This window comes from Bacteroides nordii, from assembly GCF_019930665.1.
Lineage (GTDB): Bacteria > Bacteroidota > Bacteroidia > Bacteroidales > Bacteroidaceae > Bacteroides > Bacteroides nordii.
Window position 1 is genome coordinate 2,674,232 of the sequence record NZ_CP082886.1, and the last position, 14,733, is coordinate 2,688,964.

At 41.7% G+C, this 14,733-nt stretch carries 8 protein-coding genes; 1 reads left to right on the forward strand and 7 read right to left on the reverse strand.

What is annotated here, in order from left to right:
- Positions 1 to 139 precede the first annotated feature (139 nt).
- On the forward strand, positions 140 to 235 hold the full coding sequence (locus tag K8P02_RS10765) for a smalltalk protein (protein ID WP_007486699.1): 96 nt from the start codon (positions 140 to 142) through the stop codon (positions 233 to 235).
- Positions 236 to 373: 138 nt separating this feature from the next.
- Here the strand turns inward: K8P02_RS10765 and K8P02_RS10770 are convergent, their stop codons facing one another.
- The 7 genes from K8P02_RS10770 to K8P02_RS10800 all read right to left on the reverse strand — a co-directional run bounded on the left by K8P02_RS10770 (position 374) and on the right by K8P02_RS10800 (position 14,725).
- On the reverse strand, positions 374 to 3,040 hold the full coding sequence (locus K8P02_RS10770) for a carbohydrate-binding protein (RefSeq protein WP_025867617.1): 2,667 nt from the start codon (positions 3,038 to 3,040) through the stop codon (positions 374 to 376).
- A 181-nt stretch (positions 3,041 to 3,221) separates the two neighbouring features.
- Positions 3,222 to 4,346 carry a T9SS type A sorting domain-containing protein gene (locus K8P02_RS10775; protein WP_025867618.1) on the reverse strand — a complete coding sequence of 375 codons (1,125 nt, stop codon included), beginning with the start codon at positions 4,344 to 4,346 and terminating at the stop codon, positions 3,222 to 3,224.
- Positions 4,347 to 4,399: 53 nt separating this feature from the next.
- Positions 4,400 to 7,588 carry an FG-GAP-like repeat-containing protein gene (locus K8P02_RS10780; RefSeq protein ID WP_223382332.1) on the reverse strand — a complete coding sequence of 1,063 codons (3,189 nt, stop codon included), beginning with the start codon at positions 7,586 to 7,588 and terminating at the stop codon, positions 4,400 to 4,402.
- Between the two features lie 17 nt (positions 7,589 to 7,605).
- A complete protein-coding gene (locus tag K8P02_RS10785; protein WP_025867619.1) occupies positions 7,606 to 9,138 on the reverse strand; it encodes a RagB/SusD family nutrient uptake outer membrane protein in 1,533 nt (510 codons plus the stop codon).
- A gap of 12 nt (positions 9,139 to 9,150) precedes the next feature.
- Positions 9,151 to 12,270: a SusC/RagA family TonB-linked outer membrane protein gene (locus K8P02_RS10790; protein ID WP_223382334.1), complete on the reverse strand. Its 3,120-nt coding sequence runs from the start codon at positions 12,268 to 12,270 to the stop codon at positions 9,151 to 9,153.
- A gap of 203 nt (positions 12,271 to 12,473) precedes the next feature.
- Positions 12,474 to 13,904 carry a sugar porter family MFS transporter gene (locus tag K8P02_RS10795; protein ID WP_025867621.1) on the reverse strand — a complete coding sequence of 477 codons (1,431 nt, stop codon included), beginning with the start codon at positions 13,902 to 13,904 and terminating at the stop codon, positions 12,474 to 12,476.
- Positions 13,905 to 13,945: 41 nt separating this feature from the next.
- Entirely contained in the window at positions 13,946 to 14,725 is a 780-nt protein-coding gene (locus tag K8P02_RS10800; protein WP_025867622.1) for a glucose-6-phosphate isomerase family protein, read from the reverse strand.
- Positions 14,726 to 14,733: the final 8 nt, after the last annotated feature.

The following is a 14,733-nucleotide window of genomic DNA, read 5'->3' on the forward strand; positions in this document are numbered from 1 at the left end:
TTGACAATTGACAGTTGCTATGCAGTGTAGGGACGATGATCAACAAGAAAAAAGTGCTTAGAAAATTAAGAAAGCACAGAGCAATTACATAGCGCAGCCAATTGTCAACTGTCAATTGTCAACTGTCAACTAAATAAGTATGAAGAAATCAATCTGGGATAAAATCCTAAAAATTGTGATAGCAGTAGCTTCGGCTGTGTTAGGAGCGTTAGGGGCAAATGCGATGAACGTATAAGTTCGGAAGGCATGAAAATGCGACAGGTTCGCAGATCGTTTTAAATTGAAGGCTGCACAGTAGAAGATACTGTACAGCCTTCATTTTTAACATATCTTGCTTACACGCATGTACGTCATACAGGAAGACATTACAATGTCACTGTATCCGACTTATCTCCAGGTAATCCAGATTGCAATCATTGGCATCTTCCCTGCCATGAGACATATTAGAATCAAATCCTTTTCCTTCCGGATTGAGTCGCAAACTGACCACATGACGTCCGGCTTTCAAATTCTTCAATATATAATTTGACCTCGTCCATTTGTTCCAATCACCTGTAGCTTCCAGAATAAATGTCCCGGAATCAACATTATCGACAAAGACAGAACGGATGGTACAGTAGGTTCCATCCGGACCGTGCCCGTTAGCGCCGGAAAGGACAAGAGCATAATCACCATCAGCAGGAACATCAATTGTAAAGGCCACATCTGCCGGTTTAGTATATAAGTCCACTACAAATCCCTTCCCGGAATAGCCGGGATGAACATTACTGAACGTTCCCTTCGATACAGCATCTTCCGCTTCAAAAACTTCCCGCCAGTCAGTTTTAATCACCGGATTGGAACAGTCGGACTTAAAACCCCGTTTGTCCACCGAATACACTGAATAAAAGCCGGCAGGTTCCCGGCTAAGATCATATGGGAACGTTATTTCTTTATCTTCTATCTTTGTGCCACACAAGAAATAACGCAAGCCGGATTCTACCGGACAGTTAATAATCTGTCCTTTTTGTTCCAGTACAGGTTCTATCGGTGACCAATCCTCACGAGGTCCTGGCTGAACCAGATTCATTTTATCACTTGCGTGTGTTGCTGTCATCACAATATCAATTGTATAGTCTCCTTGTGCCGTAGCAGGCAACAGATAAGGTAATTTTTGGTCTTGTCCGTTCACTGTAATTTTTTTGACTGTATTCCCTTTTCCGGTAATATTGATATTCAGTACTGCATCCCGATAACGGAAGTTCTCCAATGAAATTTTACCGGCCACAAGATCGGGTACTACCGGAGTAAAAGTAATCCCTTCTTCTTCCATGGTCATGCCAAACAATACACGGTAAACCATACTGATATAAGATGCCACCGACCACAACTGACGGGAAGAATTCAATGCCGTACCGCAATCATAACCCGTATCATAGGTCATATTCTCTTTGTGAGTCAAAAATAATGCACCGGCACGAACCAATGATTTTATCATATGTTCCACTACTTTCGTATTTTTCACATCACGGGCGGCATACATATAAGGGGTTTCCCAGACCGGCCATACACTCTTGTTATGATAAGAAAAGTCATCCGGAATACTCGGATATAGTACGGCAGCTCCATAAGGATAAAGCGGAAAGTTCTCTACCATTTGTATACTCTGTCCGGTAGTCGCTATATCCAATACAGCTGCCAGACCATTGGACATCACCCCTACTCTTTGAGTCGGCCTGTAACCCAGGTATTCCGGATAAAGATAGCAAGTATAGCATCCTTGTTTTTCATCCCAAAAGTACTTATTTATATTCTCCTTCAAAAGACCGGAATATTTCTCCCACATAGCAATCTCTTCTGCCGGTTTCTGAATAATACGCCCTGCAGTTCCAAGAAATTGATAAAAGAATTTATGTAATGCATTAGTTCCACTGGAAAAAGAATCAGCAATCACAGAATTTATAAACCAGTTGGGATAGGTATGTGTACGCCAGTCCATCGAACAGGTTTCTCCTTTAAACAAACCAACATTGGCATCAAATGTCACATGGATGTCTTTCAACGCCGTGTATTTCAGACCGTCGTATACAGATTCCAACCAGCTCTTATCACCTGTGTACAAATAATATTCCCAGGCGGCCATTGCCCACACGACACGATCGGTAGAAATAGGCCAGGATCCGCCGCTACCTGTATCCTGAAGTGCTTCTTTCGGATTTTGTAAAGTCTGTTTTTCTAATGTCTTACGCGAGACCTCCGGCAGTATCCAGGCATAAGAGAAATAGATACTGTACACAGCATCACGTGTCCATGTATCGGGCCATAAAGCGCCTGCCATAAACGTACTGTCCGTGCGGATATCAAGCTGCATCTCTTCCAGGGCCATATTATAAAGGGCTACCAACATACGGTTGTTTTCAGCTGTAAACCGAGGAAATGTAGAAATATCTTTTTGTAACTTCCAACGATTTTCTCCATGATAATTCGACTCTATTTCCGTATCAGAAATAGCAACAGCTTCTCTTGTCCCAAGGAAAGAAGCATCAATCACTTCCTCCGGAGTTATCATAAAAGAAAGGTCTGTACCTTTTTCACGTACAATATTCCAATGTGATTTAAAGTCTTTTACACGATCGGAAGCTCCCATTGCGATTCCATCTCCCCGACGCATCAGATGTAAATCCCGTGAAGTAGCCTTGTTCTCAAGTGTATACCAACCGCAGTTCTTCTGAGTCAAGAAATCAAATCCACCATATTTCCATTTCAGGTTTTCTTGTCCCTTACCATCAGAAGTTACGCACACAACCTCTTCTCCGTCAAACTGCAGGTATTTCCCGCTTTTCTTATTCTTGATCAGAAACTCTTCTCCGGGGGTACTTTCAATAATCCAAAGGAAATCATCTCCTGAGGGCTCGGCAGCGAAACAAAAAGTTCCCTCTTTCTCGCCTAAGTACTCTCCGGTATCACGATTCTGTAAGCTCCACTCGGAATAGACTCTATCATTACGGCAGGAAACCAAAGACAATAATACAATCAGACTAAAACATAAATGTAATTTCATATAAGTAGTACTTCAAATTTAATTCATACTATGACAACCTATCATTGAAACGCAGATTATCGCAAATTCACGCAAAAAATATCGTCCCTCAAGTACAGCAAACCTTCTAATTTGCGAAAATCTGCGATCATTTGCGTTTTAATAAAACGTTCATTTAATGAGGATACAGTACTTAAAGGAATTATTTTATAATCAATTTTTTAGTAACCACATTATTTCCGCATTCTACACGAACGAAATAATGTCCGCTGCTCCAACCATCCACTGGTATGTCTGTGGTAGGACCTGCAACAATCGTTCTAACCAGTTGTCCGGTCACGTTATAAACAGAGATCCGATTATTATCAGAATTCGTCTTTACGGCAAACGAAGCATCTTTTTCAACGATTACAGGATAAACAGATACAGCCTCTTCCTGCTTTTCCGTGCTTACGCCTGTCCCACTTCCCTTACCAAGTTTTACACCACGTACACAGGTCGGCTTAATCCCGGCAGGCATAAAAAAGGTTTCATCAAAAGAACCACGACCACTTTTACTATATCCGTTATTCTCAGGTTTAGTAGCCGGATTACGAAGGTTAACATTTACTTCTTCGTCGTTCACCGAACAGATTGCCATATCATCATATCCGTCACCATTAAAATCCAACAGTAAAGGAATGTCATTTTTAGTTCCAAACTGCATATTCGCAATATCCTGATTTGCAAAATCCGGAGTTTTATATTCTGTAACAGAAGGAGTAAAAGAGCATAGCCAATTTCCTTTATCATATAAAACAACATCTGCCTGTCCATCATTATTCATATCTCCAGCCAACAAATAATCGCTTTCCGTAATACCAAAAGCAAGATTTACATCCGGAGCCATTGCCATGAAATGCATAAGCCACCAAAGTCCGTACTCATTGTCACGGCGAATAGCAACATCACCCACACCGTCACCGTTGAAATCTGCCGAGAGTGCTTTATCTCCTACTGCCATTCCATACACAACATCCTGCGGATCAATAAAATTATTATTTCCATCGTTATAATAGAATCGCCAATGAATAAGCTGGTCTACCGAACAGGAACGGTCTACCTCGCATAAATCAAAATAACCGTCACCATTGGCATCATATACAAAGACTTCGGATATCTGCAAATCTTTAGTCTGCGTAGGAACCGTAAGGTCAATCTTTCCATCCAAATCGAAATCGAACTGATAACCTGCCCCGTAAGACCAATACACGATACCATCGGATTTTTGAGCATACATAAAAACAGCCATCAAACAGGCCAGAGTTGCAAGTATTAACTTTTTCATAACCATTAAATTTAAATTATACAATAGTAATTCATCAACATTTATTTAAAACTTTACCGAAGTACAACTGAAGAATATAAAGAGTAAAGACCCTTCTCTTCAGTATCATTAATAGTCAGCAGATAAGCCCCCTTCGGTAATGGAGGAATGCTGCAAGAGAGTATCCCGTTATTAAACCGGAGTCTGTCTTCATAACAGATACGGCCTCCCATATCCATTAACCGGATTTCGTAAAGATGTTCCTGTTGCATTCCACCAGATACAATCATCAGAGAACCTTCGTCAGTAAAACAGATTTTTATTTCATCTTTTTCCTTAAAAGAATCAATTCCTGTATACCCGTCAGACATGAAAATCAAATTATCATAGTCGGCACTATTCCTGTCTACCGGTCCCATGAAAACAGATATTACAATAGCATCCGCCCAATCTTCTCCCCACAATCCGATGAGGTCTTGCTGAATATTCCTTTCATATTCCACCCATTCGCCGTCTTTGGGCTTTACGGGTGTCAATGTAAGGTAAGCCAATCCCGGTTGAGAATATCCTACCCGATAGAATATGTCTTTCGTTTCCCATACAGGAGAACTGGCAGACGGTTTTATCAGACGGAAACCAAACCAACAAGCCGTGGTGTTGTGAGAACGAATCGCTATTTTAAAGCGGTTGAATTGATCAATAGGTACACGTATGGCACCATCCGAAGTGGTGGTGAAACGAATCATTCCCGGAGTTACCTGCAATGCCCTCTCACCCGCAAATGCATCCGTTATCCTATCGGCATGAGATACATTACCGTTATAATCATTGGATACGATGAGAGGTTCCTGATCATCAAAAACTGTAATAGCACTGACTTTTCCGGAGCGTAGGGTTTCTCCTCTGGCATCGTATTGGAAAGGAAACAGATCAAATGTAACAGCTTCTTTTCCGGGTTCCTGAGGCATTCCAACCGTATTGTTCAAATTCAGTACCAAGGTGGCAAATGTATCCAATGAAGGGAGTGACACCCGTATTTTAGTACCTTCCCGGGTATAATCCACTTTCCGGCTTTCTTCCAAAGTAATGCAATAAAGATCTGTCGGAGTCACATTGTCCGGCAGTGTAAAAGATACCTCTACTGCTTTTGTCTGAGGGGCTGCATTAACTGCATCCCAGCGCAAATCTATTGTAGAACCATAATTTACCAAATCGACAATCAAAGCATCCACCCGGCGAGTTCGTTTGTCCCAGCGTCTCTTTAATTTGGCATAGATACCGGTGGCATTACTCAATGATAAATCCGAATAATTATAATCGGCAATCACATAGGCATGATTGGAATAATACAGATAGGCTCCGTAAGCCTCTGTAAACTTATTCCAGCTGGCTATCCGTTCGAGTACTTCCACCGGATAATTTACAGCATGGAAAGGTACGGGATCTGTAAAGCTTGCCACTCCGTCTACGACCTGTGCAGCCGGATAACCACCGGCAGAAAGGCAGGTAGCAAATTGATAATCGATATTCTGTTTGGGCCAGCCAGTCGTTAAATTCATCTCAGCAGGCGGATAAAAATTGGCAAATACAGGCTTATCCGGATAACGTGATTTTGCTTCATAAATATCACGGTAGAGGTCTGTATATTTGGTTCCCGTACCAAAAGGCCAAAGCTCCATAAACTGATGGTTGGCTACGGCTCCCGTAGTATAATGGGGAATGTTTCCACTTGTAGAAGGTAGTTGTAAAGCCGTCGTAGTGACATCTGTACGTACCTCTTTCACTGCCAAATCCAAACGATTAACCAATGGAGCCATTTCGGATGAAAAGTTACAAGCAGCAGAAGTTCCGTCACAAACATAGTTCTCAGGTAAGCCATACCAATCCCAACGATATCCGTCCCAATTATACTCCTTCTGCGCCTTCACAGCCTGAGATACAAAATAATCATTGAAATTTTTAAAAGTCTCCCCTCCTATTGTATAGGAGGCATCGACTGATTCGTTGGTAGACATCAAGTAAAGATAAGAGTTGCCATAAGTAATGAAACTGCGGTCAGCTACATTCCGCATAGCCCAATCGGGATAATTATGAGCGAAAGCCGGAGTGGCGGCATATATACCGGTATAGCAAACAGAACGTCCTCCGATACTACGGAATTTCTCTATTTTCTTTTTCATTGTCTCTTTGCTTGTCCAAAGGCGATCGTCTCCTACATAGGTGTTCCACGTTTCCGTTTGAGGAGCAATTTCTTCGTGAGCTCTCATCCAGGGATGATACTCCAATGTATTAATTCCTACAGCTTCCAGATTATGAGCCCATTTATCCACATTCAAAGAATTATCAAAAATACAGGTCCACCCGTGACGGAGATTCACCTCCCGCCCTGTTTCTTCAAAGGTAGCCAAAGGCAAAGCCACAGGACGTGAATTATCCATATCAGCAGACATGACAGCAAGAACACCCGTTAGCGGTACCATTACAGTACTATCGACAGTACCATACCCTTTTGAATCGGCATAATGTTCATAACGAGGCTTGTCTGCCGACCAATAATTAATAAGGACCTGTCCGGTAGAAGGACGATAAAGAGCCATATCGGTATAGCCGTCGCCATTAAAATCACCGGTAAAAGGAATATCTTCTGTTGTACCGAACACTACTCCGTTAATAGCCAAAGGCATATCGAATTCAGGATAACCGGTCAAAGAAGAGAACGCAACATACCAGGTTCCCGTAGAAGGACGATAAACAGCAAGGTCATCTACCCCATCACCGTTAAAATCACCGGATAAAGGGATATCTCCGGGTAATCCGAATTGACCTCTGGCATCGACATTCCCCTCACAAGGGGAAAAGTCGATATACCAGGTGGCCAGTCCTCCGGCTCCGGAACGCATAACGGCAATATCAGTCTTTCCATCACCATTAAAGTCACCAGTCACGTACTTATCGGTAGCACTGATGCCAAAACTTACCGAAGGGCTTGTTATCCAATCTTTTTTACCATCATTTATTTTCCATACCCATTTTATATTTTCACCGCTAATCTCTACCTCACAAATATCTACCAACCCATCGCCATTATAATCGCCCACACAAGCTCCCCCTATAAAAGCAGCATCCACCGTTTGAGTAATATGAGACTGATTGCCGATATCATAACTCCATCCCGATTGTGTCCTGTAAATCAAATCGTCGTGCGCATTCATCCAGGAAGCGAGAAATCCAAAGACAACTAACAATAGAAATTTCTTTTTCATACTTTTTCTGATTCAAATTAATATCCGGGATTATTCGGTCTCAAATTGGGGTTGGCATCAATATCATCCATTGGAACAGGCAATAACAGATGTTTGGGAGTAGTGAAATTGGTTTTGCCTATACTATGAAAGAAATTTTTTGCATACTCTCCGTTTTCATCATAACGAATCAAATCGAACCAACGGTGACCGCCTTCAAAAGCCAATTCCATACGACGCTCGTGACGAATGATTTCACGCAACTCTGCCTGGTCTTCGGTAGTAACATTAGGTAATCCCGCCCTGACACGAACACGATTCAACGGCCCTCCTTCTTCATAAGAAGCAGCAGGAGCACATGCCTCTTCGGTATGCCCGGTTTCATTCAAAGCTTCGGCATACATCAGCAACACATCGGCATAACGCAATACGGGAAAGTTCAAAGGACTATCCATTGCACGGTCCTGCCCAATATCTTCACACAAGAATTTCTTCACATTATGTCCGGTTTGAGAAACCGAAGGGTTATAGGCCCATCCTTTATACTGGTCGCCCTGACACCAGACAGATACTACCTTACGCAAATCTCCGGCTTCATATGAATTCACAAATTCCGGGTAAACGGCAAACCAGCCAAAGTTTCCCCATCTGCCACCAATGGCTACCGGAGCCAAAGGAGCCATATAGTCATTGTGCCAAGCTCCCTGTCCAAGTATGTCAAATTCGGAATAGGTAGTTATATCTTTTTCGTACTGTACCTCAAACAAGCTTTCGGGGCCATTCTCACGCAAATAATCAAAGTTCCAATCGTACCTTCTGTTTAATGAATACACATTCAAAGCATTCAATTCTTCGATGGCCTGAATGGTATCATCATATCTTTTCAGCGTAAGATAAACCTTTGCCAATAATCCTAAAGAAGCACCTTTGGTAGCACGACCAATGTCGGAAGATTGTTCATATTGCACAGGCAGCATGGTAGAAGCATCTTTCAAATCCTGTATAATCAGTTCATAAACCTTTTCTTTGGGTGTACGATGAACCTGTAAGTCGTCTCCTGCTGTCTGCTGAGTCTTAATCAGCGGAACATCTCCAAACAAACGTACCAGATTGAAATAATACAGAGCACGAAGGAAATGTGCTTCTCCCTTATATTGAGTAATCTTATCCGGACTTACATGGACAGCATCATCTATGTTATTCAAAATCCAGTTCGTACGACTGATGCCTGCCCAAGGGCCCCGCCATAATTCTTTTGCACCAGAGTTATCACTGGTAGTTATAAAATTGGCAAGTTGGGTAGTTTCCAACCCATTGCCTCCCGCTTCATTGCCTACACTACCCTCTCCGGCCACAATATCCAGTGTCCACATACGGAGATTGTACATATACGAACTTTGCAGACGCTGGTACATGGAGTTGACTCCACTTTCTATTTCTTCTGCCGTACCTTTCTCGAAGAAATTATCGGTAATAATCTGGTCACTGGGTAATATTTCCAGCTTATCCATACAACTCTGACTACAGAGTGACAGTCCTAAAAAGGCGAATATATAAATATACTTTTTCATGGCTTTATCATATTAGAATTTAACGGATACACCAAACATATAGGTACGGGCGGAAGGATAAACTCCATAGTCCAGTCCACTTAATCCGACTTCCGGATCCAATCCTGAATAGTTGGTTATAGTACAGAGATTATCGAAGCTAACATAAAGGCGTAACGCTTTTACTTTTGCCCTGTTTGTCCAGTTTTCCGGAAGCGTATAACCGAATGTCAGATTTTTGAGCTTTGCATAAGAACCATTTTCCAGCCAACGGGTAGAAGCTCGTGAGTTATTATTCGGGTCGGCATATATGGCACGTGGCATAGAACTGCTGGTTCCCTCACCCGTCCATCTCTCTAAAGTAGATGCCAGTTGGTTATAGGTACTGTTCATACTCTCATGGCTGGCTCTCACACCATTCCAGACCTGATTGCCCAAAGCACCCTGAAAGAAAATACTCAAATCAAAATTTTTATAACTGAACGTGTTATTGAAACCAAAAATACAATCCGGAGACGGATTACCGATAACCGTACGGTCCAGATCATTAATTTCACCGTTTCCATCCACATCAACAAACCACATATCACCGGGAGAGGTGTTTTTATAAGGGTTGTGAGACGCTTTGTCCGCTGCACGATTTTCCATTACAGGCCCGGTGAACACTTCATCAAGTGTCTGGTATACTCCTCCCAGTTTGTAGCCATAGAAAGAGTTTATAGGTTGTCCTTCCCGAATAAGGCTTACACCGTTCAAAATTTCAGGACCGCCAATAGAGACAACTTCATTATGGTTGAAGCTCATATTAAGATTGGTCTCCCACTTAAACTCTCCTACAAAGTTCTTTGTATTGATGGTAAATTCAAAACCCCGATTCAGTACCTTACCTATATTTACCGGTGGCCAATCTGCCTGTTCCAAGGAAGTACCACTTGTTTGGGGAACCGTTTTTTTAGTTAACATATCACGTGTGTTTTTCACATAAAAATCAAGATTTGCAACAATACGGTTCTTTAAAAAACCAATGTCAACACCCACATTATACTGTTCTACAGCTTCCCATTTTACTGACGGGTTGGATAAAAGATAAGGATATATCAAATTTACCAGATTTGATTCGAAACCACGTTGAGAACCAAAATTGTAAACTCCGTTCACGCTCAGCTTATCGGCAAAAGCATAAGCACCGATATTCTGATTACCTGTCTGTCCGTAACCGACTCTGAGTTTCAGTTGAGAGATGGGCTTCACAGATTGCATAAAAGATTCGTTACCAATATTCCATGCGGCAGCAAAGGAGGGAAAGTAACCAAAGCGATTGTCTTTACCGAATTTCGACGAACCGTCTGCCCGGAAAGTTGCTGTCACTAAATAACGGTCATCATACGAATAATGTAAACGTGCCATGTACGACATCAACGCCCAGCGCAATGAATTACCTCCTACATCAGTCGCTTTAGTTGCATTATCCAGTTCCGTAGTCAGTTCGCTGGCACGCCCGGAACCAGAAGCAGATACACTCTCTTTTTTGTATTCCTGATAAGAAGTACCTACCATGGCATTTATCCGGTGTTTCCCGAAAGACTTATCATAATTCAAAGTATTGTCCCACAAATACAACTGTTCATAAGCAGAAGAAACAGTTTGCATGGTATTCTTCGATTCATTCATTCCCCATTTGTACTTAGGAATATACGAATTATTATAATCATACCCTAACTCAGCTCCTCCTGTGGTTTTGAACTTCAGTCCTTTTATTATTTCCCACTCAAGAGAAATATTGGATAACATACGGAATCCTTTCATCCGATAATTTTGCTCATTGATAATAGCCACCGGATTTAGTGCATTTCCATTCCATTCTGCATTACCGGTAGGGCCGGCATATTCACCATTTTCATCCTGAATTGGAATAGAAGGCAAAATACGCATTGCATTTTGAATAACTGTGCCGACCGGTTGAGTACGACGATTCTCCGCACTCAGGTTTACGTTTGCTCTTACCGTTACATTCGATACAATTTTAGAGGATATATTCGATTGCAGACTCAAACGATTATAAGACGAATTCTTCATAATACCATCCTGCGTATAATAGCCCAATGAGGTAGCATGGCTTATTTTCTGATTTCCACCTAACATGGAAAGATTCACCTTTTGCATGGGTGCAGTACGGAAAATGGCATCCATCCAGTCGGTACCCGTTCCTAACGACTCCGGATCGGAGAAAGCCGGATTTAAAGAATATTCAGATCCGGCATTAGTACGCATTTCGTTATGTAAAGCGGCATATTGTGATGCATTCAGCATGTCATATGTTTTTGCCGTATGTTGTATGCCGTAACTATAATCAAAATTAATTTCCGTATGCCCTTCCTGTGCTTGTTTAGTAGTAACCATCACTACGCCGTTGGCTCCCCGGGAACCGTAAATAGCCGTAGCCGAAGCATCTTTCAAAACATCGATAGATTCTACATCATTAGGATTCAGATACCACATACCGCCACTGACAGGTACCCCATCGATAACATACAAAGGAGATGCATCATTTATGGTACCAACTCCACGTATAAGAATAGAGACATCACCTCCCGGAGTTCCGGAATTTTGTACAACCTGTACCCCCGACATCTTTCCTGCAATAGCTTGCATCACATTAGAAGTAGCATTCTTAGTAATATCCTCTGTCCGGACTGAAGATACGGCTCCCGTAACGTCTTTCTTACGCATGGTTCCGTATCCTACTACCACTACCTCATCCAATGCTTCGACATCTTCCTGTAACACTACTTCAATAAAAGCCCTTCCTGACACATTTACTTCCGTAGTGACATATCCTATATACGAAATAACCAGAACAGGGTGTTGTCCTGTAATATTCAGTGTAAAGTTACCATACAAATCGGTAATGGTAGCATTATTAGTTCCCTTCTGGGAGATATTGGCAGCAATAACGGGCAATCCGTCCGGCCCTTTTACAATACCTTTTACTGTCTGTTGTTGCTGTGCCCCATTCATAATTCCGGTTTCAGTATTTGTATTCAGGTCTACTGTAACACCGGCATAAAGGGTAATGGGAGAAATAAGAAACATTGCAGTCCCTATAAGCAAAATATGCTTCATACGACTCTTACATAGATACTCTGTTTTCATATTCATTGTGTTTTCATTTATTATAGTCTATTTATATCCCGATCAATAAAAGAGTTTTGGTTAGCATCGAATGACGAATGTAAAAGTACGGATAAGCAACATACCTTCTTTCCGCCATTTTAGCTGATAATTATGATATCTTACCATAATAATCATTTCAAGGTCTGTTTATTGGTATTATTCCAATATTTTATTCTGTTTTTCTATTTCAGAAAGCGTGGTTTGCCACCTTTGCGCCAATACTCCTCGATCTTTTCCAAAGAGATTCCTTTGGTTTCCGGAACATAGAAGTATCCCCATATCAAAGCTGCTAAAGCCACTACTGCATAAAACCAGAATGCACCGGCCGGATTTCCCAGATTCTCACCTTCCACATATATCTCGGTGCCACTGATAGTGAAAGCATGCACAATTTTGAAAAAAGTAAAAGATACAATACTATTAAAAAACCATACGGACAAAGAACCGATGGAGGAACCCAGCCCTCTGAGTTTCTGAGGAAATACTTCGGAAATGATAAGCCACCCCAACGGACCAATGCTGATAGCGAAAAAAGCCACATAGATAAAGACCAATGTGACGGACAACCATTTACCTGCATTGCCTAACGAAGCGGAGAAAGCGAAACAAATACCTAATAAAACCAGAGAAACCGTGATTCCTGTCAGACCAGTGAAAAAAAGTTTGCGCCTTCCCAACCGATCTACAAAATACACAGAAACGATGGTAAAAAGCAGATTGACAGCTCCCACTCCCACAGAAGCCCAGATAGCAGAAACCGTACCGTCAAACCCAGCCATAAGAAATATTTTAGGGCTATAATAGATGACTGTATTAATTCCCACAAACTGTTGAAAAAACATAATGCCAATACAGATGATCACAGCATTGCGTAACCAGGGTTTAAACAATTCACGATACCCGGCTTTCTCCTCACGACTTTTGACTACTTCTCTCTTAATTGCCTCAAATGCCTCGTCTCTCGATTCCGGACTCTCGATACGTGACAGAACGGCCAATCCTTCCGATTCTCTTCCACGACTCATCAGCCATCGCGGAGTTTCGGGCATATATAGCATACCTACAAACAAAACAATAGCCGGGATAACTCCGACGTAAAACATCGGCCGCCAACAATCTATCTGACTTTCATCGGCAAAAAATAAATCGGAAAGATAAGAAACCAATACTCCTATCGTAACCATCAATTGAAACATCGAAACCAAAGCTCCCCGTTTTTTTGCAGGAGAGATTTCTGCAATATAAAGAGGTACGGCAAAAGAAGAAACTCCGATAGCTACACCCAAAAATAAACGTGAAGCAATCAGATGATAAACATCGGGAGCAAATCCGGACCATAAAGCGCCAATGGCAAAAATGACAGCGGATACCAATATTACTTTTTTACGTCCGAGCGTATCTGTAATCTTTCCACAAAAGAGTGCTCCTAAAATAGCACCACACAATCCGGAAGCCGTAATTATTTCAATCATACTATTATCGATTCCAAAATCTTTCTGGAAAAAAGGAATGGCTCCTGATATCACTCCGGTATCAAATCCAAACAACAGTCCACCTGTAGCAGCAACTACTGCTATGACATAAATAAGCTTACTATTATACTCTGTTTTCATGGTAGTTAAATTGGGTTATTTATTAATGTTTCTCTGTTTTATTAAGGTTCATAATTCTCCCATACTTCTTTTTTCAGTTCCGGACGGGGAACATATAAAAATGTATCCGGGTTCTTTTCAAAAGTTGTATAGATTGCTTCGCCTTTTACAATACCCAGCTCTGAATAACCGGCAGGAGATTTACATATCAGCTCCGACTTATCATACAATGGATTTGCCTGCCACTCTATCTCATTTTTATCGTTGAAAACGGGAAACCAGGCGATGCCTTTATGCTTACGGACTCCATCATATTCAAAACCATAATCACGATCACACCAGGCACCGAATGTCAATGGTTTATCCGGATTGGCACTAATAGTGGCATGTGCCCAGTATGGAGGTACAATCACAACATCACCGGGATGGGCATAAACGGCAAAGCAACGTCCGGGATTGTCTTCTGCAAACTCCTGCATATAAATAATAGCTTCACCCGACCATATCTCATAAACTTCCGGAGTAGACCAATGACTGAACTTTGAAACCCAATGAATGTGCCCCTGGCTACGTATCGGTTCTTTGCCTAATTTTCCGGCTGCATAGGTCACTACTCCATAAAGAAGATGCCTCTCTTTCAATAACTCTGCATGGATCTTTTTACCAACATCCATAGCAATGGCATACACTACTTCCGGACCCTCACAATCAGGATCGGATAAACTCTTACGAATGTCTTTCAACAAGCGATTCTCTACCTGAGGACCAAAAACATCGGCCCCATAAACGAACCCCATGGGGTTCGTTGTAGGTTCTATATTAAAACCCGGATTAAAAATCATATCAAAAA